This is a genomic window from Bacteroides sp. 2201st1_D9_2201SCRN_220225 (assembly GCF_040928965.1).
GTDB classification, from domain to species: domain Bacteria; phylum Bacteroidota; class Bacteroidia; order Bacteroidales; family Bacteroidaceae; genus Bacteroides; species Bacteroides stercoris.
Genome location: NZ_JBCODG010000014.1, coordinates 28,521 through 54,317 on the forward strand (window position 1 = coordinate 28,521; position 25,797 = coordinate 54,317).

26 protein-coding genes are annotated in these 25,797 nt (G+C 49.7%); 10 read left to right on the forward strand and 16 right to left on the reverse strand.

Annotation, left to right across the window (positions count from 1 at the left end; genetic code table 11):
- The first annotated feature begins 330 nt into the window (after positions 1-330).
- Positions 331-717 carry a hypothetical protein gene (locus tag AB5903_RS06540; RefSeq protein WP_004295441.1) on the forward strand — a complete coding sequence of 129 codons (387 nt, stop codon included), beginning with the start codon at positions 331-333 and terminating at the stop codon, positions 715-717.
- A 56-nt stretch (positions 718-773) separates the two neighbouring features.
- Here AB5903_RS06540 and AB5903_RS06545 read toward each other — a convergent pair whose 3' ends face one another.
- The 9 genes from AB5903_RS06545 to AB5903_RS06585 are packed head-to-tail and all read right to left on the reverse strand — an operon-like array spanning position 774 to position 5,183.
- Positions 774-977, reverse strand: a complete 204-nt coding sequence (locus AB5903_RS06545; RefSeq protein ID WP_004295440.1) for a hypothetical protein — start codon at positions 975-977, stop codon at positions 774-776.
- Positions 961-1,140, reverse strand: coding sequence for a hypothetical protein (locus tag AB5903_RS06550; RefSeq protein WP_004295439.1), 180 nt, complete (start codon positions 1,138-1,140; stop codon positions 961-963). Before AB5903_RS06550 ends, AB5903_RS06545 begins: the two co-directional genes overlap by 17 nt.
- Positions 1,141-1,144: 4 nt before the next feature.
- Entirely contained in the window at positions 1,145-1,411 is a 267-nt protein-coding gene (locus tag AB5903_RS06555) for a hypothetical protein (RefSeq protein ID WP_004295438.1), read from the reverse strand.
- Positions 1,412-1,458: 47 nt separating this feature from the next.
- Positions 1,459-1,776, reverse strand: a complete 318-nt coding sequence (locus AB5903_RS06560; RefSeq protein ID WP_004295436.1) for a hypothetical protein — start codon at positions 1,774-1,776, stop codon at positions 1,459-1,461.
- Positions 1,777-1,817: 41 nt separating this feature from the next.
- Entirely contained in the window at positions 1,818-2,144 is a 327-nt protein-coding gene (locus AB5903_RS06565) for a hypothetical protein (protein WP_004295437.1), read from the reverse strand.
- A gap of 40 nt (positions 2,145-2,184) precedes the next feature.
- On the reverse strand, positions 2,185-3,468 hold the full coding sequence (locus AB5903_RS06570; protein ID WP_017141505.1) for a PcfJ domain-containing protein: 1,284 nt from the start codon (positions 3,466-3,468) through the stop codon (positions 2,185-2,187).
- 2 nt (positions 3,469-3,470) lie between these two features.
- Positions 3,471-3,881: a PcfK-like family protein gene (locus tag AB5903_RS06575; RefSeq protein WP_009132163.1), complete on the reverse strand. Its 411-nt coding sequence runs from the start codon at positions 3,879-3,881 to the stop codon at positions 3,471-3,473.
- A 45-nt stretch (positions 3,882-3,926) separates the two neighbouring features.
- Positions 3,927-4,919 (reverse strand): hypothetical protein, encoded by a 993-nt coding sequence (locus AB5903_RS06580; protein WP_007559037.1) that lies wholly within the window; start codon positions 4,917-4,919, stop codon positions 3,927-3,929.
- Positions 4,920-4,931: 12 nt separating this feature from the next.
- A complete protein-coding gene (locus AB5903_RS06585) occupies positions 4,932-5,183 on the reverse strand; it encodes a hypothetical protein (protein WP_004303766.1) in 252 nt (83 codons plus the stop codon).
- Positions 5,184-5,725: 542 nt separating this feature from the next.
- On the opposite strand from AB5903_RS06585, the gene AB5903_RS06590 reads away from it, so the two are divergent.
- Both AB5903_RS06590 and AB5903_RS06595 read left to right on the forward strand, forming a co-directional pair.
- Positions 5,726-6,019, forward strand: coding sequence for a helix-turn-helix domain-containing protein (locus AB5903_RS06590; RefSeq protein WP_004319131.1), 294 nt, complete (start codon positions 5,726-5,728; stop codon positions 6,017-6,019).
- Positions 6,016-6,327, forward strand: coding sequence for a helix-turn-helix domain-containing protein (locus AB5903_RS06595; protein ID WP_004295430.1), 312 nt, complete (start codon positions 6,016-6,018; stop codon positions 6,325-6,327). Before AB5903_RS06590 ends, AB5903_RS06595 begins: the two co-directional genes overlap by 4 nt.
- Before the next feature lie 33 nt (positions 6,328-6,360).
- On the opposite strand, the gene AB5903_RS06600 is transcribed toward AB5903_RS06595, so the two are convergent.
- From AB5903_RS06600 to AB5903_RS06610, 3 genes are read right to left on the reverse strand one after another with little or no spacing between them, the layout of a single operon-like run.
- Positions 6,361-6,726, reverse strand: a complete 366-nt coding sequence (locus tag AB5903_RS06600) for a hypothetical protein (protein ID WP_007559043.1) — start codon at positions 6,724-6,726, stop codon at positions 6,361-6,363.
- A gap of 28 nt (positions 6,727-6,754) precedes the next feature.
- Positions 6,755-8,044 (reverse strand): site-specific integrase, encoded by a 1,290-nt coding sequence (locus tag AB5903_RS06605; RefSeq protein ID WP_007568639.1) that lies wholly within the window; start codon positions 8,042-8,044, stop codon positions 6,755-6,757.
- 31 nt (positions 8,045-8,075) lie between these two features.
- Positions 8,076-9,299, reverse strand: a complete 1,224-nt coding sequence (locus AB5903_RS06610; protein WP_007486356.1) for a site-specific integrase — start codon at positions 9,297-9,299, stop codon at positions 8,076-8,078.
- Between the two features lie 421 nt (positions 9,300-9,720).
- On the opposite strand from AB5903_RS06610, the gene pyrH reads away from it, so the two are divergent.
- The 7 genes from pyrH (at position 9,721) to pelA (ending at position 19,127) form a co-directional block, all read left to right on the forward strand.
- Positions 9,721-10,431, forward strand: a complete 711-nt coding sequence (gene pyrH / locus AB5903_RS06615) for a UMP kinase (RefSeq protein WP_005657658.1) — start codon at positions 9,721-9,723, stop codon at positions 10,429-10,431.
- A 158-nt stretch (positions 10,432-10,589) separates the two neighbouring features.
- Positions 10,590-11,150: a ribosome recycling factor gene (gene frr, locus AB5903_RS06620; RefSeq protein ID WP_005657660.1), complete on the forward strand. Its 561-nt coding sequence runs from the start codon at positions 10,590-10,592 to the stop codon at positions 11,148-11,150.
- A gap of 112 nt (positions 11,151-11,262) precedes the next feature.
- Complete coding sequence (rsgA, locus tag AB5903_RS06625) at positions 11,263-12,195, forward strand: ribosome small subunit-dependent GTPase A (protein WP_005657662.1); 933 nt, start codon at positions 11,263-11,265, stop codon at positions 12,193-12,195.
- Between the two features lie 131 nt (positions 12,196-12,326).
- Entirely contained in the window at positions 12,327-13,409 is a 1,083-nt protein-coding gene (locus AB5903_RS06630) for an efflux RND transporter periplasmic adaptor subunit (RefSeq protein ID WP_005657666.1), read from the forward strand.
- Between the two features lie 146 nt (positions 13,410-13,555).
- Positions 13,556-16,588 (forward strand): efflux RND transporter permease subunit, encoded by a 3,033-nt coding sequence (locus AB5903_RS06635; protein ID WP_368117699.1) that lies wholly within the window; start codon positions 13,556-13,558, stop codon positions 16,586-16,588.
- The gene (locus AB5903_RS06640) at positions 16,585-17,910 is read left to right on the forward strand and encodes a TolC family protein (RefSeq protein WP_117856948.1); all 1,326 of its coding nucleotides are present in this window, start codon (positions 16,585-16,587) and stop codon (positions 17,908-17,910) included. Before AB5903_RS06635 ends, AB5903_RS06640 begins: the two co-directional genes overlap by 4 nt.
- Before the next feature lie 110 nt (positions 17,911-18,020).
- Entirely contained in the window at positions 18,021-19,127 is a 1,107-nt protein-coding gene (pelA, locus tag AB5903_RS06645; RefSeq protein WP_368117700.1) for a pectate lyase, read from the forward strand.
- A 116-nt stretch (positions 19,128-19,243) separates the two neighbouring features.
- Here pelA and AB5903_RS06650 read toward each other — a convergent pair whose 3' ends face one another.
- The 4 genes from AB5903_RS06650 to AB5903_RS06665 form a co-directional block, all read right to left on the reverse strand.
- Complete coding sequence (locus AB5903_RS06650) at positions 19,244-20,884, reverse strand: fumarate hydratase (RefSeq protein WP_005657676.1); 1,641 nt, start codon at positions 20,882-20,884, stop codon at positions 19,244-19,246.
- A 174-nt stretch (positions 20,885-21,058) separates the two neighbouring features.
- Positions 21,059-23,044, reverse strand: a complete 1,986-nt coding sequence (locus AB5903_RS06655; protein WP_195658172.1) for a DUF4954 family protein — start codon at positions 23,042-23,044, stop codon at positions 21,059-21,061.
- A 40-nt stretch (positions 23,045-23,084) separates the two neighbouring features.
- Positions 23,085-24,344, reverse strand: coding sequence for a GTPase HflX (gene hflX, locus AB5903_RS06660; protein WP_272710974.1), 1,260 nt, complete (start codon positions 24,342-24,344; stop codon positions 23,085-23,087).
- Positions 24,345-24,579: 235 nt separating this feature from the next.
- Positions 24,580-25,797 (reverse strand): RagB/SusD family nutrient uptake outer membrane protein (locus tag AB5903_RS06665; RefSeq protein ID WP_368117701.1); only part of this gene is annotated, 1,218 nt, incomplete at its 5' end.

Here is a 25,797-nt window from a genome sequence, read left to right on the forward strand (position 1 = left end):
TTAAAAATCGCACGTGTTGTCGTCGATACCCGGATGAAATCGTTATATTTGCAATCGAATCCTCCGGCGGCGTGCCGCCGGGCGATTTACATACGGAAGGAACACATTATGGTGGGGCATTGAAAACAGCCAAATTTTAATCCGCTCGCAAAATAATGGGTAGTTCTCTTCTTCATCGTCGTGTCTATATGCGTCAAGCGTATGCGATAGCGGCGTGGGGAGAAATTATCTATCGAGTGGATGGGTGCTTGGCTGTACCTCAATGCCGGTATTTAACGTATTCTCACGCCTTTTTCGTATGGTATTTGTCTGAACCTAAAGAAAAGCGATATGGAAACGAAATCGACAAATGAGGTAAAGGGTGATTACGACCGGGTATCGGCGAGTGAATGCCTGGGGTCGCTAATCGAGTTGCACGGGATTGTCATGGAAGACGATCTGTTCGTCATTCCCGATGCGGATGGCACGGCAGTATTATACAATGACGGGAAGATACGTTTTGACGAGATCGCCGACATCGAGGTCGGCTCGGTGTTTGTGGGCATCCTGCTCCGCAACGGCTATCTGTTCTACCTTTCCCGTACCGAACCGCTCAAGACGTGCATATACACGCATGGCGGGTGGGGTTCAATCTCTGAAATTTCTCCCCGTGGCATTGCCGGACATATCGGGCGTGAACTGCACGGGAAGCTGGGCGACCATACGGCGGTCGATTGACGGGAAACAAAAAAATCGGACGGTTGTTATCGTCCGATTTTTTTCGCGTCGTATTTTCACGGCCGTTGCCTGCCGTGTTCCCGTTTCCGTCTTTGCAGGGCGAGCAGTTGCCGCAACATGTAGGCATGGTTTTCCCCCACGGTATGCCCCGAGGGCATCAGGTAGGGACTTGCGAGGCACTCCCGGCATTGGCGTACCGCCTCTTTTAAGTCGGTAACGGTTATTTCCGCTCCCGTGATGTCTTTAATCTTTGTTTCCATTCTTGTCCTGTTTTTTTGGTTCGTACCAACTGTCCCGGTAATTTTCTCCCACGAGCGAGAAAATTCCGCTCATGCCGCTTTCAGCGGCGAAATTTTTGGCTTCCCATATACCGGAAAACTCTCCCAGCAGCCGGTAGCCGATGAATAATTTGTACTTGCGCATGATTTTATCGTTTTTCCAGGTTGATAATCGGTGTGTTCTTTTGCAGCCATTCCTTCACGCTGTCCATGTTGTATTCGGATGTGATAACCGCCGTTCGGTCGTCGATTTCGGTGAAGCGCGTAGTTTCATACCCGTCGATCCACTGCTTCAGCGTGGCAACGCCCCACACCTGCGGGTCGTCGAACATGGTGTTGAGCCGCCCGATACCCTCGCCGAAGGTTACGAGCAGCGTTTCATAGGAGATTTCCTTGTTTACTTCATTCGTTTTCATATTCTCGCTTTTTTCGGGGCGGCTTTTGCCGCCCCGAAATTTTTTAATCAGACAAGTTCCACTCTAACCCTGCTCATGTTCGCCCAGAACACGCCGTTGCAGTAGTAGGCGTAGCCGTTATGCCAGTTGCTCCTGCGGCGTATCACGTCCTGCTCGGGTGGTCGTATCTCGATACTCGTGGTGTAGATGTTGTGTCCCACGGTAATGACGAGGTTGCACCTTCGCCATATCTCGGAATGGGTTTTGAACCCGTTTTTCCCCTCGACGAGCGCAAGGGCCGTCTTGACTGCTTCCCGAACTTCCCAATCCCACTCCCCGAAGGGTTTGAGCGGGCGTGCCATGTAGCTTTTATAGATGATTTTCATTGTTATATTTTTTTTGTAGGGCGGCTTTCGCCGCCCCGATTTTATAATTCGACAATCCTTTCCACTCTGCCGTACAACATGGAGCGTATGCTCGTCTTGTCCACGCCCTTGTATTCCGTGTAATGCCCGTACTGCTTTACCACGAATGTTTTCAGTACATCGACAAAGTTGAAACGATACCCTAAAAGCGGAATGGAGTCCTTGAAATAGGTGTTATGGTTTACCTCACGGGTAATCCAGTCTTTCTCCTCACGGGTGAGCGTTCCCCCGTCATTGAGCCGTTTGCGTAATATGTACGCTTTTGAGCCTGCAAGGCTTTCGAGTGCGGGAACGTCCCACGACACGAATTTATATGCTATTTGGTTCATTCTATTTTGTTTTTGCGGGCGGCTTTCGCCGCCCCGATTTTTATGCTGTCATTCGTTTCCGTATAAGGGACATGTTCCCCTTCATCAGTTTCAGTATTTGCCCGTGGTATGGGGTATTCTTGTTACACACGCCACGGCTCTGCACGACCTCCATGCGTTTTAGGGACACCTCTATCGTTTCGATACGTTTGCCGTCGATTGTGGCCGAGAGTATGAGCGAGTCGGCTTTCAGATAGTATTCGTTGGTAAACACGCAATGGTGCATGGCCTCGCCCTCCTGCCGTATGGCTTCAACGCTGTCCAATACCTTGATGCAGATTTCCCCGTCGGAAAACTCCACTCCGAAAAACCGCCCTTTGGCTTCGACAAACGAGGCTTCCTGTTCCAACGCCTTGCGCCGTTCCTCCTGCCGCCGTTCCATTTGCATGTGCCGCCGTTTTTTTGCCATGTAGAGGTCATGCGCTGCGGGCAGGTCTGCGGGACACACGAAATGGGCGTTATGCAGGTCTTTCCCGAAAAATCGCAGCAGGTCGATGTAGTCGCACCATTCCGTCGGTTTCCCGATAGCGTACCCGTTACGGATGGCGATACGGATGGCCGGCCAATAGTCTGCGATATTGCGGGAGGAACGGGCGAAAAATCGCACGAGTGCCGTTTGTCCCGCTTTAAGCAGCGTTTCGGCCTTGTTCTCCGAGAGCAGCAGGTGGATAAGGTCGAAAGGGGTTACATCGGGGAGTTGTTTGCCGTAGCCGCTTCGGCGCAGTTCGGGGATAAGCCGTTGTCGGGGATAGATGCGTGTGGGCGTGATGTTGTATTTCCCGTCGTTCTCCGCCCGCAGTTCCAATGCGCTCGACCAACTCCACCCGTGAACGAAGAAGCCCATCGGGCGCAGCCGTGCGAAGGTTGCGGAGCGTCCGTCGGGGGCAATCCACCGCTGTACGGCTTCGATATGGGTGTAAACGGGCGTCTGTCCCACTTTCGCCCAACACTCGATATAGACGAAGCGCAGGACTTGAAAACCCTTGCAGCGGGTTACGATGCACAAATACTCGTAATCGTTGAACTTGCGGCGCAGGGTGGTTTCCACTTTCAGCGGGGTGTGGCAGTGCGGACACTCGCACCCTAACAGATTGTCCGTGAGTTCTCCGTTTTCGCTCTGCCACGTGTGGCCGCACTCGGTGCAGGTGATAAGTCCTTTCGGCGTGCGGCGTCCGATATGCTCGATGCAGTTCTTGTACCCCCATTCGATTTGTGCGGGGGTAAGCGGCGGCAGGTGTTTACTTGCCGCCACAACGCTCTGTTGGAATTTTGTTCTCGGTTTCATAACTAAAATAGACTGGGCATTAGTTTGTTATCTTCGATTTTCTTGGGTTTGGACTTGGCTTTCGCCAACTTGGCGTAGGCTTCGCTCTCGGCCTTCCGTATGGCGTTCCGCCGTGCCTCGGCTTTTTCCTCCTCGGTCAGTTCAACGGTGTGATTGACCACTACCTTGCAACTGACGGGTTTGCCGATGTCGATGTCCTCCTCGTCGTAATAGTGGAGTGCCATAGAGTATATTTCCTCGTCGGCAAACCCGTTGCAACCGCTCTGCCGTACTTGGTTGATGATGAAAGTGCAGCAATCGTCAATGTTCTTTTTCGGGTTGGCGTATCGGGGTGCGAAAAGTTCGTCCTCCCGTGCCCGTGCGTCGAGATAGTTCTGTATCGTCAGTTTGAAATAATCTGTTCCTTGTGCCATGATTTTTTGGTATTGTGGGGCGGCGAGCCGCCCCGTGTTCAACATTTATTCGTCCTTTCCGAGAAGCCGCCGCACCTCGTCCTCTTTGGTCTTTTGGAAAATCCATCCCGCTCTCTTCTGCCCGTCATGCGTCAGCCGTGCGTTGAAGCGTCCCCCGAGTGCGTGAAGGGCGTCCTTGACGGGCTTGGTGTCCCCGAATACGGCTATCGCCTTCTCGGAATAGTCCACGATGATAAACCCGCCTTGCACGCTCGTTTCAGTGCGTTCCGCCCGTTTTTCGTCTTTCGGCTCGGGCAGACATATATTCTCCTCGTTTCCTGCGATATATGCCAGCCTGTCGATGTACCCTTCACGTGTGTAGTGGGTCAGTTTGCAGACACTCCACCCGTATTTCGGACTTTTGCCGAGCGTGAAAACGGGATAGCGGTGTTCGTTCTTGGGGTCGTATTCGGAGAGGTGCGCCGTTTGCGGGAAATTGGCCGCCGCCTTTCTCAACTCCCCGAAGCCGTTGCGGGAGGTGGCCGAAAAGCCGAGAATGACGGTACGCACGCTTCGGGTGGTCGAACACTCGTAAGAGGGGTCAGTGTATTCCGTTTCGTTGAGTTCGGCGATGATTACGCCCTGCACCCCTTCGGGCATGATGCGGCGTAACCTCTGCGCTCCTATTTCCGCTATGCGGTCATGCTCGGCTTTCTCTTTGGCGGCGGCGATGGCCTGCGCCGTGGCTTGCTCTTCCGCCTGCCCCACGAGCAAAGCCACCTCGAAAGCGTCCATGAACTCGGGGTTCACGTCGTCGTAGTACCTGCCGATACCGAATGTTTGCGAGAGGGGTCGCAGAATGTCCGTTTGGCTGATTTCCTTTGTTTCGGTATCGACCATGTGGTACACGTAGCCACGGGCGGTGTGTTCCACCTTGTAAACGACGTAACGCTTTCTGCTCGCACCCGCACCGATACCGATGATTACCTGGTTTTCCTTGACTACCTGCACCCGTGTGTCCGTGGTAGTCGCTCCGAATAATGAAATGTACTTTGTCATACCTGTAATAATTTAGAAGATGTGAGTGAATAGGAAATAGAAAAAGCCGGTTAGAGCCACGAGAGAAACAAGGCAGGAGAAAATGCCCCGCAGGATGTCATAACAGAACGTGAAGCCCAAAACGACCCAAATAAAGTCGATACCCCACACGTGGAAGCCCAAAGCCACCGCCCCGACCTTTACCGCCAACCCGACCTTTGCCTTTATGCCAAGTGGAAGGTTGGAGGATTTCTGTTTCCATTTATTTTTCTCTTCGTTTCTCATAACCTTTGACTTTTTTTTTATGCCGTAGCGGAGCCGGTATGGATGGAATCTGTTTCGGTAGCATCAAAAGGTGTCGGGGATAGCTGCTGCAAGATTTTGTCGGAAAATACGCTCGCCCGCAGGGAAAGAGGAAGATTTTGCGGCAAACCGCCCCGCGGCCCGATCTTGCAGCAGCGTGAGCCCCGTAACTACCTTTGCTACTGACAACAGATTTCCATACCGCGCTCCGCGGCATGAAAAAAAGAGAGGAAAAGGTTATGGGAGAGAAACGGGGAGAAAACGATATGCCGTGAACGCTCGCGAAAGTCGGTTCACGGCTCACCCTGCATGGAATGATAAATCGCCCGCGAACATTTCCTTTCACGGGCGATTGGCGTATCGGAGCGTGCCGATCCCGTATCGGCGGAGGATCGTTTCCGCCGGACGTGGCGCCACTCGCTGCCACTTTTAAGACGGATACGTCCATATACCACTGGCTGATAACAAGATACTGTTCATTTGTGTACTTTTGGGCATCCGGGAAACAAAAAATGAAACAGAACATGGAAATAATAAGTATGGACGTGAAGGCTTTCGACGCGCTGGCAGGGCACGTGGAAGCCATTGAAAGAAAAGCCGAGGCGTTATGCCGCAGGCAGGAGGACGTGAGTTTGAAAAAATGGCTGGACAACCAGGATGTCTGTGACGTGCTGGGGATATCGAAACGTACCCTGCAAACCTACCGGGAGAAAGGGTTGCTGCCTTTCAGCCGCATCCGTCACAAAATCTTCTACAAACCGGAAGATGTCGGGAAACTGCTGCAATCGTCGCACTATCCTAATACCGCCGCGTTATGAGCCATTATTTCATCGACAAGCACGATCCGCGTGTGGCGGATCTCTTCCGGCGTTTGGAAAAGGCCGGCAAGGCACTGGATAAACTGGAATCCTCCGGAGGCCGGACACTCAAGGGAGAGCGGTTCGTCACCGACGAGGAATTGTCCCGGCTGCTGAAAATCAGCAGGCGTACATTGCAGGAATACCGCACGGCGCGGATCATTCCCTATTATTTGATTCAGGGCAAGGTACTATACATGGAATCCGAGATACAGAAATTTCTGGAAGATTCCCGGAAGAAATGTATCGGGGGACAGGAATGGGTATAAAAGAAGAACGGCCATCACGGCCGTTCTTCTTTTTCAGTTCAATATCGTGTTCATACCGGGGAGCTGCCAGACGACGGCGGTCGTCGTGGCCCTTCGGACAAGCCACCGTCGGAAGGCTTCGGCATTCCCGGATTTTAAGCGGAAAGCCAGCGCGGCGATCATTTCGAGCGAATACAGCTCGACAATACCGCCGTCACGGTTGCGCTCCCGGCGGTAAACCCGCTCCTCACGGAGTATGCCGCTTTTGAGTATGGAGCGGATGTTGCTCCCCACGGCAGGAACGAAGACTCCGAACAGGTCGGCAATCTGGTGGCGCGTGAGCCATACACGGTTCTCCGGCGTGTGGATTTCCACCCGCCCGTTTTCAATGCTGATAGGTTCTCTTGTCGTCATAGTCATACAAATTTATCAATTTTTGTTATACTGTTCAACCGTTTACCGTTATAATATCTGCCGTTTCCGGTTCGTCCTCCTCGTAGAGATTTATTTTTCGGCCTTTGGTCTGTTCTTTCAGACGTTTCATGTCCTCGTCCACCTTGCGGTCGGTCACTTTGGCGTAAATCTGCGTGGTGGAAATGCTCTTGTGTCCCATCATGCGGCTGACAGTTTCGATAGGCACACCCAGCGAGAGCGTGATATGTGTCCCGAAATTGTGCCTCGCCTTATGAAAGGTCATGTCGAAGCCGTATGTCCGTCCCAGTTCTCTGGTGAGCTTGATGAGATACCCCCGGCAATAGAGGTTGAAAATCCTGTCGCTTTTACGCTCGTGGCGGTATTTCTCGATGATCTGCAACGGCACGTTCAGCAGGCGGATGGCCGAGGGCGTTTCGGTCTTCTGGCGCCGGATGTGTATCCAGTACGTTCCGTCGTCCGACTGCGTGATGTCTTTTTCGGACAAGCGTTTCAGGTCGGCGTAGGACAACCCCGTGAAGGTAGCGAAGAGAAACCAGTCCCGCACCCGCTGGAGGTTGGGTTTACCGACGGGAGTTTCCATCAGTTTTTTGAGGTCTTCGAGTTTCAAATGGCGGCTCTTGCGCCGGGGCAGTTCCGGGTGCAGCTTCCCGTAAGGGTCGCGCCGGAGTGTACCCTGACTGACAGCCCGCTTGGTCATTTTTTTCAACCGGTAAAGATGCTCGTGTACTGTCTTGGGTTTCATTTCACGATCTGTACGCAGGAATATTTCAAAATCATCGTAGAACTCCCGGTCAAGGCTCCGCAACGCTACATCCTCCTTTTCCTTCCTTTTTTTCACGAAGGAGGCTAAAATATTATAGGAGTTCTCGTAACTTTCATAAGTTTCTTCCTTGCGATCCACGCCGACACGCTTGCGGAACTCCTCGTTATGCTCGCGGAACAAGGCAAGGAGGGTGAACGGTTTCTGCCCGATTCCTTCCACGGCGTTTTTGACCAGCTCGGCCGTCACGAAACCGAGGCTTTTACGAATATGACGGTAATGTCCGGTGATTTTTTCGGTCAGTTTCTCTATTGCCTGGTTTACCGTTCGGGCGTTCTCGCTTCGTCCGTTCGCCCTTTTGGTTTCCGGATTCCAAAGCGATGGATCGACAAACGCGTTGATATTGATCGGGGCCGACTTGGCGTCGATGCTTACCTTGCATAACAATTTACATGTTCCGTCCTTGCGGACTTTCGTGCGGTTGATGTAGAACAGCAGGGAGAACGTGCTGCGGCGTTTTATCTCTTTATTATTCGTTTCCATAATCGTTGTGAATTTGATTGTCAATGATAGATTAAATAGCTACGGAGAAGCGGCCGGCAATCTTTTCCTCTAAAGACCGGGTATCCATGTCGATCTTGTCATCGGTCACTTTGGCGTAAATCTGCGTCGTGGAAATGCGGCTATGCCCCAGCATTTTACTGACGGTTTCAAGCGGGACACCATGCGAAAGCGTGATCTCGGTGGCGTAGGTATGGCGTCCGCAGTGAAAGACGAGCTTCCGTTCAATTCCGCAAATGGCGGCAATACGTTTCAGTGTCCGGTTGAGTTCGTTGTTGCTGTACATCGGCAGCAGTTTTCCTTCCGGGGCCATATCCCGGTACTTGTCGAGGATGAGCAACGGTATGTCGAGCAACGGCACTTCATAGTCGATTTTCGTCTTCTTGCGGGCGGTCTTGATCCATACCTCACCGTCCTCGGCCACTTCCAGATCCTCCGTCGTCAGGCGGCACATGTCCCCGTAAGGGATACCCGTGTAGCAGGAGAAGAGGAACAGGTCGCGGATATGGTAGAGTTTCGGGTCGTGCAGGGGTGTGGTCATCAGCCGTTGTAACTCTGCGGCGGTAAGGTATTTCTGTTCCCGCTCGGGATGTTCGGCTTCATACCCCGCGAACGGGTCGGCAGTGATAATCCCTTCCGCGATGGCTTCCCCGACAATCGTGTTCAACCGTGTGACAAGCAACACGATAGTTCCCAGGGCAAAGCGGCGCTCCGTGCGTAGGTAGAGGTCATAGTTGTCGATGAATGAACGGTTCAGGGCCGTGAAAGGAACATCCGACAACTTGTATTTCTCCTGGATGAAAGCAGCCACACAGTTACAAGCATAGCGGTAAGATTGTGCTGTTCCCTTTTCCCGGTTCACGCCGACACGTTTTTCGAAATGTTCGATGAACGTCCGGAAATAACCCAACAGGGTTTCCTGCCCGAAAGCCGTCCCCAACAACAGATTCCTTATTTCTTCAGCCGTTACATTCTCACGGGTGGCTGACAGTTCGTCATAAATGGAAATGGCTGAAGCTCGCAAATCGTCCAGTTGCCGGTTGATTTCCCGCGCGGCGTTACTTTTACCCGTGGCACGTCCGGATGCCCACAGTGCAGCGGGTACGGACATTTTCGCACTAAAAGCCGCTTCTGAAAATTTGCCGACGGCAAGTTTCGCCATGACCGGGCAATGTCCCTCGTCATTCATTTCGCTCTTTTTGAGGTAGAACGTAACCGTTACATCCGTCTGTTTCATAACTCTATTTTTTTTATGTTGCAAAATTACTTGATATAGAGTTATTTACAGTTATGAAAATTATAGTGGAACAAAGAATAAAACCCCGGATGCCGGTAACATAACCTGTATTTCCATGAAAAACGGAAAAAAACGGTTATCTTTACGGGCAAAATATAGGGTTCTTTGCATGGTGAACGGTAAAACCGCAGGTGGTTAAGCGTTATTTTGCCGGATTATCCGGGGCTAAAAAAGGCAACGGATAAGTAGCAAATCTTTCTCTTAACCTTTCATTATCCTGCATTTTAGCGATTTGGAAAGGTATAGAAGAATTTGGCTTAACTCTCCTCAATACCAAACACTTACTTTATTTATCCAAATTTTGCCGTTTTTTTGCGAGTTCTTTCTATCTTTGCCGCTAAGCGAAATAAATTAATAAACTATGGCAACATACAAAAGAATCTTACTGAAACTCAGCGGCGAGAGCCTGATGGGAGAAAAGCAATACGGCATCGACGAGAAACGCCTTGCCGAATATGCGGCACAAATTAAGGAAATACACGAGATGGGCATACAAATCGGCATCGTTATCGGCGGCGGCAACATCTTCCGCGGACTGAGCGGCGCCAACAAAGGTTTCGACCGCGTCAAAGGCGACCAGATGGGTATGCTGGCAACCGTTATCAACAGCCTTGCACTGAGCTCGGCACTGGTAGCGGCAGGCGTAAAGGCACGTGTACTGACCGCCGTCCGCATGGAGCCTATCGGCGAATTCTACAATAAATGGAAAGCCATCGAGTGTATGGAAGCAGGTGAAGTGGTTATCATGTCTGCCGGAACGGGCAACCCGTTCTTCACGACCGATACCGGCTCCAGCCTCCGCGGCATCGAAATAGAAGCGGACGTCATGCTGAAAGGCACACGCGTTGACGGCATCTACACCGCCGACCCGGAGAAAGACCCTACGGCAACGAAATTCCACGACATCACTTACGACGAAGTGCTGAAACGCGGCCTGAAAGTCATGGACCTTACGGCTACCTGCATGTGCAAGGAAAACAACCTGCCCATCATCGTCTTCGACATGGATACCGTAGGCAACCTGAAGAAAGTAATGCAAGGCGAAGAAATAGGGACGCTGGTACATAACTGACATTCCCCGGCGTACATCCGCCGGTTTGCATTAATGGATACGGATTTAGATTTACACAGATTATCGGATAAAATAATCTGTGTAAATCTGTGTAATCTGTCGTGAAACAATTATATTTGCAAAGTTTCAAACTAAAAGCTACTTCAAACAATAGAAATATGAAAGACGTAAAAGACATCTTAGACGAAGCACAAGAGAAAATGGATATGGCCGTAATGTATCTGGAAGAATCATTAGCCCACATCCGTGCCGGAAAAGCCGATGTTCGTTTGCTGGACGGAATCCGTGTCGATTCTTACGGAAGCATGGTTCCCATCAACAACGTAGCAGCCGTAACCACTCCGGATGCCCGCAGTATCGCCATCAAGCCGTGGGACAAGAGCATGTTCCGCATCATTGAAAAGGCAATCATCGACTCCGACCTCGGCATCATGCCCGAAAACAACGGCGAAATTATCCGTATCGGCATTCCCCCGTTGACGGAAGAGCGCCGTAAACAACTTGCCAAACAGTGTAAGAACGAAAGCGAAACCGCCAAAGTGAGTGTACGTAACGCACGCCGCGATGCCATCGACGCCTTTAAGAAATCTGTGAAAGAAGGATTGGCGGAAGACGCCCAAAAAGGCGGTGAAGAGAAGCTGCAAAAGATTCACGACAAGTATATCAAGCAGATTGACGATATGCTGGCAGCAAAGGATAAAGAGATTATGACAGTATAAATATAGTTGAGAGTTGAAAATTGAAAGCCGAGAGTTACCGTACGGCACCGACCGTTCTCCAACGACTCCTTACTTTCAACTTTCAACTCCCAACTCTCAACTTTCAACTATTTTGAGGGGACTGGTAATTAAAAATACAGGAAGTTGGTATCTGGTAAAGACCGACGAGGGGACATACGTTGAATGCAAAATTAAAGGCAACTTCCGCCTGAAAGGTATCCGTAGCACCAATCCGGTGGCAGTAGGCGACCATGTACAAATCATATTGAATCAGGAAGGAACAGCGTTCATCAACGAAATTGAAGACCGGAAGAACTATATTATCCGGCGTTCGTCCAACCTGTCCAAACAGTCTCACATCCTTGCCGCCAACCTCGACCAGTGTATGCTGGTGGTAACGGTGAATTATCCGGAAACCTCCACTACATTCATCGACCGTTTTCTGGCATCGGCCGAGGCATACCGCGTACCCGTCAATATCATCTTCAATAAAGCAGACGCTTACAACGAAGACGAGCTTCGCTACCTGAACGGACTTATCAATCTTTATACTACCATCGGTTACCCTTGTTTCAAGATATCCGCCAAAACCGGTGAGGGAGTCGACACTATAAAAGAAAAACTCAAAGGGAAAATAACGCTCTTCTCCGGACATTCCGGAGTAGGTAAATCCACCCTTATCAATGCCATCCTTCCGGAACTGGATATCAAAACCGGCGCAATCTCCGCCTATCACAACAAAGGCATGCACACCACTACTTTTTCCGAGATGTTTCCCGTGCCGGGTGACGGCTACATTATCGACACACCGGGCATCAAAGGCTTTGGAACATTCGACATGGAGGAAGAAGAAATAGGGCATTACTTTCCGGAAATATTCAAGGCTTCCGCCGACTGCCGCTATAACAACTGTACCCACCGCCACGAACCGGGCTGCGCCGTGCGCGAAGCGGTAGAGCAACATTACATCAGCGAATCCCGCTACGCCTCTTACCTGAACATGCTGGAAGATAAGGAAGAGGGCAAATACAGGGCAGCATACTAAGAGAATAATAAAGTGGCAGGTTTGCCTTACCGTTCTATTATCCTATCACTTTTATTAACTTTTCCCGTTTTAAACCTTCGGGTATATTTTCCGTCAAAATCTATGGCTAAATATACTACTAATACTACAACATGAATAAAAAAGTGAAATGGGGCATCATCATATTCATTGGTGCCGGACTGATAGGCGGAGGCATTTATTCCCAGCTTCCCAAGACAAACGAAGAATTGGCAGCTGCCGACAAGGTAATGACCGGTAAACGTGGCGGCAAAAAGGTGCTGAACGTAAATGCCAGAATAATCAAACCGCAACTGCTGAAAGACGAAATACAAATCAGCGGCAGCCTGCTGCCTGATGAGGAAGTAGACCTTTCATTCGAGACATCCGGCAAGATTATCGAAATAAACTTTGAAGAAGGCAGCTTCGTGAAGAAAGGGCAATTGCTCGCCAAAGTAAACGACCGCCCTCTTCAGGCACAATTACAAAGACTGGTATCACAGTTGAAACTGGCGGAAGACCGCGTGTTCCGTCAAAATGCGTTGCTGGAAAGAGATGCCGTCAGTAAGGAAGCATACGAACAGGTAAAAACCGAACTGGCAACCCTGAATGCCGACATCGACCTGATAGAGTCCAACATTGCACAAACCGAACTTCGCGCTCCCTTTGACGGAGTGATCGGTCTGCGGCAGGTCAGTGTCGGGACATACGCGTCTCCCTCCACCATTGTAGCCAAGCTCACCAAACTTTCTCCGCTGAAAGTAGAGTTTGCAGTACCCGAACGCTATGCCAATGACGTAAAGACAGGTGCGGGACTGGACTTCACGCTCGAAGGCAAACTGAACACTTTCCATGCCACCGTCTATGCACGCGAATCAAAGATAGACCCCACGACCCATACACTGACTATCCGTGCGCTCTATCCCAATGCCAACAGCGCCGTACTGCCGGGCCGTTATGCCAGTATCAAGCTGAATAAGGACGAAATACAAAACGCACTTGCCGTACCCTCCGAGGCCATCGTTCCGGAAATGGGCAAGGATAAGATTTTCCTTTATAAATCAGGAAAAGCACAACCGGTAGAGATTACTACCGGCATTCGGACGGAAGCCGAAGTGCAAGTATTGCAAGGCCTGAACATAGGCGATACAATCATTACTTCGGGAACCTTGCAGCTCCGCACAGGACTGCCCGTGACATTGGACAACATTAACTGAGTACGAAATTTTATAAAGTATAAGGTATAAAGTATGAGCTATGGCAAGTCTATGCCGGCATATGTAACTCATAATCCGTACATTATACTTTATATTCCAGACTTTGCACTTTATACCTTAATACTTCATACTTTACGCTTCATATCATGAATATATCCGAATTAAGCATACGGCGACCGGTACTCTCTACGGTATTGACACTGATTATCTTACTCTTCGGTTTCATCGGGTACAACTACCTCGGTGTCCGCGAGTATCCGTCGGTGGACAATCCCATCATTTCCGTATCCTGCTCCTACCCCGGAGCAAACGCCGACGTTATTGAAAACCAGATTACAGAACCGCTGGAGCAGAATATCAACGGTATTCCCGGCATTCGTTCACTCTCCAGTGTCAGCCAACAGGGCTCGTCACGTATTACGGTAGAATTCGAACTTTCCGTAGACCTGGAGACAGCCGCCAACGATGTACGTGACAAAGTGTCGCGCGCCCAGCGTTACCTGCCACGCGACTGCGACCCGCCAACCGTATCCAAAGCCGATGCAGACGCCATGCCTATCCTCATGGTTGCTTTGCAAAGCGACAAACGCTCGCTGCTGGAACTCAGCGAAATAGCCGACCTCACCGTAAAAGAGCAACTGCAAACAATCTCCGATGTGAGCAGTGTAAGCATTTGGGGAGAAAAACGTTATTCCATGCGCTTGTGGCTCGACCCTATCAAGATGTCCGGTTACGGTATTACCCCCATCGACGTAAAGAATGCGGTAGACAATGAGAATGTGGAACTCCCCTCGGGTAGCATCGAGGGAAACACCATCGAACTGACTATCCGCACACTCGGATTGATGCATACGGCAGAGGAATTCAATAATCTCATCCTGAAAGAGGACGGCAACCGTATTGTCCGGTTCAGCGACATAGGCCGCGCCGAACTCGGTCCGGCGGACATCAAAAGCTATATGAAGATGAACGGCGTGCCTATGGTAGGCGTCGTAGTGATTCCACAACCGGGCGCCAATCACATCCAGATAGCCGATGCCGTGTACGAGCGAATGGAGAACATGAAGAAAGACCTGCCGGAAGACGTACATTACTCCTACGGCTTTGACAACACCAAATTCATCCGTGCCTCCATCGATGAAGTAAAACAGACCGTATACGAGGCCTTCGTCCTTGTCATCATCATCATCTTCCTGTTCCTTCGCGACTGGCGCGTCACCCTGGTTCCGTGTATCGTAATTCCCGTATCATTAATCGGAGCATTCTTCGTTATGTACCTGGCAGGATTCTCCATCAACGTACTCTCCATGCTTGCCATTGTACTTGCCGTGGGACTGGTGGTTGATGATGCCATTGTAATGACGGAGAACATCTACGTCCGCATCGAAAAAGGAATGCCCCCGAAAGAGGCCGGTATCGAGGGAGCCAAAGAAATCTTCTTTGCCGTAATCTCTACCACCATTACGCTGGTAGCGGTATTCTTTCCCATCGTATTTATGGACGGTATGACGGGACGTCTGTTCCGTGAGTTCAGTATCGTGGTGTCCGGTTCGGTTATCATCTCCTCTTTTGCCGCACTGACCTTTACGCCGATGCTGGCTACCAAGCTACTGATAAAGAGAGAGAAGCAAAGCTGGTTCTACCGTAAGACCGAACCGTTCTTTGAAGGATTGAATAACCTTTACAGCCGTTCTTTGGCAGCCTTCCTGCGCAAACGCTGGATTGCACTTCCTTTCACTGCGGCAACCATTCTCATTATCGGCTTTCTTTGGAACCATATCCCTGCGGAAATGGCGCCACTGGAAGACCGTTCGCAAATCAGCATCAACACGCGCGGAGCCGAAGGTGTTACCTACGAATACATCCGCGACTACACGGAAGACATCAATCAGCTTGTCGACTCCATCGTCCCCGATGCCGAAGCGGTAACCGCCCGCGTATCCAGCGGTAGCGGTAACGTACGCATCACCCTGAAAGACATGCAGGACCGTGACTACACGCAAATGGAAGTGGCGGAAAAGCTGTCGAAAGCAGTACAGAAAAAGACCATGGCACGCTCTTTTGTGCAACAGTCCTCATCCTTCGGCGGCCGGCGCGGCGGTATGCCCGTGCAGTACGTGTTGCAAGCCACCAACATTGAGAAATTGCAGGAAGTGCTGCCCAAGTTCATGGCAAAGGTATATGAGAATCCGGTATTCCAGATGGCGGACGTAGACCTGAAGTTCAGCAAGCCGGAAGCCCGCATCAACATCAACCGCGACAAGGCAAGCATCATGGGTGTCAGCACCCGCAACATCGCCCAGACACTGCAATACGGTCTGAGCGGCCAGCGTATGGGCTACTTCTATATGAATGGAAAGCAATACGAGATATTGGGAGAAATCAACCGTCAGCAACGCAACAAGCCTGCCGACCTGAAAGGTATCTACATCCGTAGCGACAAGGGAGACATGGTACAGCTCGACAACCTGATAGAGCTGACAAACGGCATTGCCCCGCCCAAGTTGTATCGCTATAACCGTTTCGTGTCCGCTACTATTTCCGCCGGACTTGCCGACGGCAAGACCATCGGGCAAGGTCTGGACGAAATGGACAAGATTGCCAAAGAAACATTGGACGATACTTTCCGCACCGCCCTCACCGGTGACTCAAAAGAGTACCGCGAAAGTTCTTCCAGCCTGATGTTCGCTTTCATCCTGGCCATCCTGCTTATCTACCTGATTCTTGCCGCCCAATTCGAAAGTTTCAAGGACCCGCTGATTATCATGCTGACCGTGCCCCTTGCCATTGCGGGCGCACTGGTATTCATGTATTTCGGCGGCATCACGATGAATATATTCAGCCAAATCGGTATCATCATGCTGATTGGGCTGGTGGCAAAGAACGGTATCCTGATTGTAGAGTTCGCCAACCAGAAGCAGGAAACCGGCGAGGACAAGATGCAAGCCATCAAGGATGCCGCCCTGCAACGTCTGCGCCCTATCCTGATGACGAGCGCTTCTACCGTACTGGGACTGATACCGCTGACATTCGCCACGGGCGAAGGGTGTAACCAACGCATCGCCATGGGTACGGCCGTAGTAGGCGGTATGCTTGTGTCTACATTGCTTACGATGTACATCGTCCCCGCTATTTATAGTTATGTATCTACCAACCGAAGTAAACTGAAGAACGAATGAAACGTACGCTTTTATCTTTCCTGATCATTCTGTGCACCGCGCTTGCCGTCCAGGCACAGCCAGCACCTGTCTATACCCTGAAATCCTGTCTGGAACAGGGACTGCTGAACAACTATTCCCTGCGTATCACCCGTAACGAACAGCAAGTAAGCAAAAACAACGCCACCCTTGCCAATGCCGGCTACCTGCCCACGCTCGACTTGTCTGCCGGCTATAAAGGTACTTTGGACAATACCGAAACCAAACTGCGCGCCACCGGTGAAACCACCAAAGAAAACGGCGTGTTCGACCAGACCGTCGATGCCGGCATCAACCTGAGCTGGACAATCTTCGATGGCTTCAACATCACCGCCAACTACCAAAAGCTGAAAGAGCTGGAACGCCAGGGCGAAACCAACACCCGTATCGCCATCGAAGACCTCATTGCCAACATCGCCGCCGAGTACTACAACTACGTGCAGCACACCATCCGTCTGAAAAACTTCCGCTACGCCGTATCGCTCTCCAAAGAGCGTCTGCGCATCGTAGAGGAACGGTATCACATCGGTAACTTCTCCCGCCTGGACTACCAGCAGGCCAAAGTAGACTTCAATGCCGACAGCGCGCAATACATGAAACAACAGGAATTGCTGCATACCTCGCGTATCCAACTGAACGAGCTGATGGCAAGTGAAGACGTAGACCGCCCTTTCATCGTTGAAGACAGCCTCATCAACGTCAGCGCCAAACTGAATTTCGATGAGCTCTGGAATGCCACCTTGCAAGCCAACGCCGCCTTACTGAAAGCCGAACAGAACAATACGCTGGCACGGCTGGACTATAAAAAAGCCAGTTCCCGCGACTACCCGTACATAAAGATGAATGGCGGCTACGGCTATACCCTTAACAAATATGATATTTCCGCCAACAGCCGCCGCAGCAACCTCGGGCTGAACTTCGGCGTCACCGTAGGTTTCAATCTCTTTGACGGCAACCGCCGCCGCGAACTCCGCAATGCACGCATTGCCGTACAAAACGCCCGTTTGGAACGCGAGCAACTGGAACAAGCCCTGCGCGCCGACTTGAGCAACCTATGGCAAGCCTACCAGAACAATCTCCAGATGCTGAAGCTGGAACGACAGAACCTCGTTGCAGCCAAAGAGAACCATGAGATTGCCATGGAACGCTATATGCTCGGCAACCTCTCCGGCATCGAGATGCGCGAAGCGCAAAAGAGTCTGCTGGATGCCGAGGAGCGTATCCTATCGGCAGAGTACGACACCAAATTGTGCGAAATATCCCTGCTGCAAATCAGCGGAAGAGTAGAACAGTATTTGGAATAGACATACCGTATAAATCACAATTTTTACTCCCTTAAAAACAAATATTGCCATCTTCTCCTCAAACTTTTCCCTACTTTTGTTCGTAAAGAGAAACCAAAAACAATACCAATATGAAACGAACAATCTTTTTCTGTGCATTGCTTGCCTTGTTTACAGGCGCCAATGCACAGAAAACAACCGACTACAAAGAGAAACATCCTTATAAGGATTGGGTAAAACTGGCCCCTAAATTGGACGATGCCTTCTTCACGACTCCCGAAGCTGTCCGTATTGCCGACAACGTACTGCTCTACCAGCAAACAACCGGTGGCTGGCCCAAAAACATTTATATGCCCGCCGAACTGACAGCCGATGAGTACCAGAAAGCCCTTGCCGACAAAGATAACGTCAACCAAAGCACCATCGACAACAATGCCACAAGCACAGAGATACGCTACCTTTCCCGCATCTACCTTGCCACCGGCATAGAGAAATACAAAGACGCTGCCTTAGAAGGCATACGCTACCTACTGAAAGCGCAATACCCCAACGGCGGCTGGCCTCAGTTCTGGCCGCGCCCCAAAGGTTATTATACCCACATTACCTACAACGACAATGCAATGGTGAACGTCATGAACCTGTTGCGTGATGTGTACAGCAAGAAAGCCCCGTACACCTATGTACCGGATACCCTTTGCCAACGCGCCCGTATCGCATTCGACAAAGGTGTGGAATGCATTCTTAACACTCAGGTAAAACAAAACGGCAAACTGACTGTGTGGTACGCCCAGCACGATGAACACACCCTTGCCCCTGCCAAGGCACGCGCCTACGAACTTCCCTCGCTCAGCGGCGCCGAATCGGACAATATCGTCCTGCTGCTGATGTCCATCCCCGACCCCTCACCCCGGATTATCGCTTCTGTAGAAGCAGCCGTCAGTTGGTTCAAGGCAAACAAGATTACGGGCATCATGCGTAAGGACTTTACCAACAGTGAAGGCAAGAAAGACTACCGGATGGTTCCTTGCCCGCAGGATGACTATCCTTGCCCCGTATTTTGGGCACGTTTCTATACCCTTGAAGACAACCGCCCTTTCTTCTGCGACCGCGACGGAGTGAAGAAGTACGATATTTCCGAGATAGGGTATGAGCGCCGCAACGGCTATAGCTGGTATAACAATGCCGGATTGAAAGTGCTGAAAAAGTACGAACAGTGGAAAAAACAGATAAAAGATTAACGGCGACATCAAAAAGAAACTTCCATTAGCAGCCTTATATTCCACCGGTCATCATACAAAAAGCCGCTCAAGGAGAGTTTCCTGAGCGGCTTTTATATCATATTAGGGATTGTCCGTTATTTACTGCAATTCCACGGTTTCAACTGTTTGAAGAAGTCATTACCCTTGTCATCCACCAGGATAAATGCCGGGAAATCTTCCACTTCAATCTTCCAGATAGCTTCCATACCGAGTTCGGGATATTCCACACATTCGATGCTCTTAATATTGTTTTGCGCCAAGATAGCGGCAGGACCGCCAATAGAGCCGAGATAGAAACCGCCGTACTTCTTGCAGGCATCCGTAACCTGCTGGCTGCGGTTACCTTTGGCAAGCATAATCATGCTTCCGCCGTGACTCTGGAAGAGGTCTACGTACGGGTCCATACGTCCGGCCGTTGTCGGGCCCATCGAACCGCAAGCCATTCCCTGCGGAGTTTTGGCAGGACCGGCATAGTAGATAGGATGGTCTTTGATATACTGCGGCAAATCCTCACCGCGGTCCAAACGTTCTTTCAGCTTGGCATGAGCGATGTCACGACCCACGATGATAGTACCGTTCAGAGACAGGCGGGTGGAAACCGGATACTTAGTCAGCTCTTTCAGGATATTTTCCATCGGTTGGTTCAAATCAATCTTCACCACATCACCCTCACCGGCTTTACGGAGTTCGGCAGGAATCAGTTCACCCGGATTGCTGTCGAGCTTTTCAATCCAGATACCGTCCTTGTTGATTTTACACTTGATGTTACGGTCGGCAGAGCAGGAAACGCCCAAGCCTACCGGACAGGAAGCACCGTGACGCGGCAGACGGATAATACGTATATCATGAGCCAGATACTTACCTCCGAACTGTGCACCAAGACCAATTCTGTGAGCTTCTTTCAGCACTTCTTTCTCCAGTTCTACATCACGGAATGCACGGCCGAATTCGTTACCCGTAGTCGGCAGGTTGTCGTAGAAATGAGTGGAAGCCAGTTTCACAGTCAGCAGGTTTTTCTCGGCAGATGTACCGCCGATAACGAATGCGATATGATAAGGCGGACATGCAGCCGTACCCAACGTTTTGATTTTCTCAATAAGGAAAGGCACAAGTGTACCGGGATTCAGAATAGCTTTCGTTTCTTGATAGAGATAAGTCTTGTTGGCAGAACCGCCGCCTTTGGTCACACAAAGGAACTCGTACTCCATGCCCTCGGTAGCCTCGATATCAATCTGTGCCGGAAGGTTACACTTCGTATTTACCTCATCGTACATCGTAAGAGGAGCATTTTGAGAATAGCGCAGGTTCTCTTCGGTATAGGTCTTGTACACACCCAGTGAGAGAGCTTCTTCATCACAATAGCCCGTCCATACCTGCTGTCCTTTTTCACCGTGGATAATGGCAGTACCCGTATCCTGGCAGAAAGGCAGCACGCCTTTCGAGGCAACTTCAGCATTACGCAGGAAAGTCAGTGCCACGTACTTATCATTGTCACTTGCCTCAGGGTCACTCAAAATTTTAGCAACCTGCTCGTTGTGCGAACGACGCAACATGAACGAAACGTCACGGAAAGCGGCATTGGCCATTGCAGTCAAGCCTTCTTTTTCAATCTTCAGGATAGGTTTTCCTTCAAACTCGCTTACAGACACATAGTCTTTGGTAAGCAGATAATACTCAGTCGTATCCTTACCCTTTTCGAACATGGGCTGATACTTGAACGGAGGTGTTGTTGCCATAATTACTTGTTCATTTAGTTTAAAAGTGATTTCGTAACAGCAAAGGTAAGAAGTAATCTTGAAATATTTCTTTAATTAGAAAGAAAAAACGAGATTGAAACCTAATACTTCAACCCCGCTTTCTCTATTTTAATCATATAAAACGAATGGATTTGCCATCCCTCCGCCTCATCTTCATTGTACTTTTTGCATACGTCCTATCAGCTCATCGCCCAATGCGGTCTTCACTTCAATGTGTTTGAGAACGGCAGTTACGAACGGATTGTTTTCGAAGTCACCACGTACCTGTTCAAAATCAAGTTCTTTTTCAAGACGTGAACCATCCGCGCCAAAACCGGTCATGGAAGCCAGAGAAAATTCCTTTTTGGCATCCTCATAAACCATACGGTCCAGACCAACAACAGCTTCTTTCCATTTCTCGACAATATGAATTATATCCTCTGCAGTCATATTTTCCGGAGCAATGCCATAGAATTCTTCCAACTTCTCATAAGCCCATGTCCACTCGTAGGTATAATAATTCCGGTGCATCCGCTCAAACTCGGCATTGATATGCTTCAAACGGTTAATCGCACCCGACTCTATGCCGTCTATCAAGGCATCAATCTCACTTTTGGGAGCTATCAGTCCGGAAATATCCACCCATTCGCCGCTACCGATAGGTGTATCGGGCTTCAACCGGGCACGAATCTCTTCATTGCTATGAAAACCGATACCTTCCAAACGTTTGATAACCGAATTGCCAAGAAACTTGTGAATGGCTATCTCATAAAAGCGGATACCTTTCACCAAAGCCGAGTTGCGTATCTTGGCACTGTGAAAAGAATAAATATCGGAAAGTTCGCCGGAGGCATAACGCAGATTCTTCAAAGTCTCCCGTCCCTTGAACATCTTCTGTACGGTATAGGGACTCAACAGATTGTAGTTAATGAAGTCCAGTTTGTTGGTATCGGTACGCTGGTCGCGCCGGGGCCATTTTTGCGCATCACGGATAGTACCCACACTGCGCAGATTGACGCCGGGCACAAGATATGTCGTATTGTTCTGTTCTATCAGATAAGAGAACGGCAGATTGGAAGTATCGGAATGGTTGACGTGGCGTCCCATAACCAGAGAGAACGCCCCTACCCTTGCGGGCCACAGGATATAGGAATCGGAAGTGGTTTTGGCTCCACGCTCCAACGTACCCTGATGGATAGGACCGAGCTTATACATGTGATTACTTTGATTGGAACCGGAACCGGCATTCATAAAGGAAAACATACCGGCTATAAGCAAGGTGGATTTGTGATGTGTCACCGTATAAGGTCCGGCAAAAATAGCACACGCTTCACCGTTTTCTCCCTGGCAGTTACTGAAAAACAAAGAGTCTGAGGCAGAGTAGTTATGTCCCAGTTTGCAAGCCTGCCCTACAAAGCAACGGGTAAGCATGGCTCCATCATCCACATGCGAACCGGACGATATGATAAAATTATCGCAAATAACGCCGTGCCCGATATGTACAGGCGCGTTCTCGTTACTGTTGACACTTCCGTTGTACAGACGACACGTACCACAAATGTGGCAATAGTCGCCAATGCGGACATTCTTGATAGAGCCGGTATTGAGTATCATTACATGGCTACCGATAGAACCGGTAGCGGAAGCATGCTTATTGGAATAGAAATCGGTAATTTCCTTCATCCGCGCAATCAGTTCCGGACGGTGACGGTACAGCGCCATGATATAGGCCTGATGGGCAGAAAGTTTGTCACTGATAAGCACTTCGCGCCCGCCGGTCTCGTTCAAGACAGACACTTCCACACTGTTACCGAACCTGGACAATCCGTCTACAAGAATAATGTCTACATTCTCGATAAAAGTATCATGCCCTATTTCATAATTGGCAATGTAGTTTTGGATATTCTCGATGCAGCAATTATCACCCACCGTTACATTGTGAAGCGTTACATGCCGCAAACCGGAATGTTTCTTTATTCCACCCGGCAAAGTAAATTCAGAATGGAATACCCCCAAACGCACCTCACCCGAAAAACGGGTATGATGTACGAATTCCGTTGAAAACTCTTCTGCAACGGTTACTTTCCCCCAATCATCTGCCAGACACGACTGGCTCTTCAACCGAAGAACTTCGTCTTCGGTCAAGTTTCTGTAAGTCATAATATTCAAATTAAAAATGAAGAATCAATTCTTCATTGAATTAAACTTCCTCTTCATCGTAGGTCTGATAAAGAAAGTCGTTATAGGGGTACTTCTGCACATGCAGTTCTTTTACACGCCGGTAAACCACACTCTTCAGTTCCTCTACATTGATACGTTCGCGGGCAGAGATGAAAAGGCAATTGTCTTCCAACTTCGCCATCCACGTCTTCATCAGTTCTTCGAGTGTTAAGTTTTCTTTGGTTCTGGGGGTAAGGTCGTCGCCCGCTTTCGCCACATAGGTGTAAGCGTCTATTTTATTGAATACAAGTATCATGGGCTTACCGGATGCACCGATGTCCGCCAATGTCTTGTTCACCACTTCTATCTGCTCTTCAAAATCAGGGTGGGAAATATCTACGATGTGCAACAACAGGTCGGCTTCGCGCACCTCGTCCAACGTCGATTTAAAAGAGTCTACCAAATCGGTGGGCAACTTACGGATAAAGCCTACCGTGTCCGACAACAGAAACGGCAGGTTCTCGATGATAACCTTGCGCACCGTAGTGTCCAACGTGGCAAACAGCTTATTCTCCGCAAACACTTCGCTCTTGGAAAGCAACGTCATCAGAGTAGATTTACCAACATTGGTATATCCTACCAATGCCACACGAATAAGACGACCGCGGTTCTTGCGCTGGGTGGCTTTCTGCTTGTCAATCTCCGCCAAACGGTCTTTCAGCAATGACATACGGTTCAGGATGATACGGCGGTCCATTTCCAACTGCGTCTCACCCGGTCCGCGCAGCCCCACGGAACCTTTACCGCCACCGGCTCCCGAACCGCCTCCCTGACGTTCCAAGTGTGTCCATAAACGTTGCAGACGGGGAAGCATATATTTGTACTGCGCCAATTCAACCTGAGTTTTCGCATTGGCAGTCTGTGCACGCATGGCAAAGATGTCGAGGATGAGTGAGGTACGGTCCAATATCTTTATTTTCAGTTCAGCCTCGATATTGCGTATCTGCTTTGCCGAGAGCTCATCATCGAAAATCACCATACCGATTTCGCGCTCGGCTTCTTCTTCGCTGCGGATATATTCTTTTATTTCTTCCAGTTTACCCTTGCCGACGTATGTCACGGAGTTTGCCTGGTCTAACTTCTGAGTAAATCTTTTCACTACTTCCGCCCCGGCTGTCTCAGCCAAGAATGCCAGCTCGTCGAGGTATTCGTTCGTCTTACGCTCATCCTGAGTTTTTGTGATAAGACCTACCAATACTGCGGTTTCGACCTGCGCTTCGGAAATTACAAATTCTTTCATTCTACTTTATACCTTATTATATATATGTACCTTTATTATATGTGCCGGCAAATATAAGAAAAAACAAAACCATTCTCATAGTGTTCATTCCCATTTTTAATAATAAGGATACGGATTCCTGTCGTAAACCATCGAGCACCGTCAGATACCACAAAACGGAAAGCGGATGTGCCAGCCCATACCTTCCGGTCTTTCGGCCCTGCACACCCGCCTTAATTATTTACGGATATTCCGTTTATTTCATTTCGATAGCGCTGTTATAATCGCTTTCACGGTTCGGAAGAATCCATTTCCAGAATTCCGATACATAGTTGCTATCTTTAAATCCGAATGTTCCGCTAATATACGAACTGTAATTACCGTCTTCCTTAAAAGAGTTACGAACCACTGGATCGCCCCAACGTTTACAGTCATACCAACTGAAACCTTCGCCCCATAACTCCAGACGACGGTATTTCTTAATCTCTTTCAGTAAATCCTCACCGGTAGCCGTACACGTATACTGAGGGTCACGGCCGCTGTTTTTATTCAATTCAGCCAAGCTGTTTTGTGCAGCAGTCGGGTCTGAACTCAGATAATAATTAGCTTCCGCCTCAATCAACAACATCTCCGAAGCACGGAAAATGGGCTGACAACCTACAGCCGGCTGTGCCGTAGCCTGGAATTTCAGGCTGGCATAAGCATATGCCTGCGGTGAAGCAGAGGCTACCGTCTCCTTTACATACTTATTGGCTTTCGCAGAAGCGGCCTTGCCCTCCGCTGTACTGTTAAATTTATTGGCATTACGGCTTTCAGTACTTACAACATCCAAGAATGTTTTACTTCCATCTTCCGGCAAGAATGTAGATTCCGTCAAGAACAATCCTTTACGAATATCGCTGTCGGCAAAAGACTCAACTAAATCACGATTGATACATACATTGATATTTTGCTGCGCATAGTAACCGTTACAAGCCATGAAGAGCTGCCATCCATAATACCAGATAGTTTCGGAAGCATCATTGTACACACCCCAAATCCACTCACTGCTGGGAGTGCAGAAACCGCTATAATATGTATTCGTGTCCATCAAGGGGAAATTTGCACGCGCCAAAGCCGCATGTTCCTTGGCCACGGCATAATCCTGACGTGTTAAAGCAGCACGGGCATAAATGGCATGAGCCACCGGAGCATCCGGGAAACTGATATTAGAGGTAGCATCCCAGTAAATGTCATCGCGGGTAAGTCCGGAAACCTCATATAATCTAAGGGCTTCATCAAGATCATCATAAACCTGCTTATAGGTTTCGGCCAATGTAGACAACTTCAAGTCTGTCTCTTCACCAGCTTCGGCCACTTCCTTAATGCGCAGTACCACACCATCGGTAGCACCATCATTACTACGTGCCCAAGGCTCACAATATAATTCAGCCAAACGGAAGAAAGAATAAGCACGGAATGTAAGCGCCTCGGC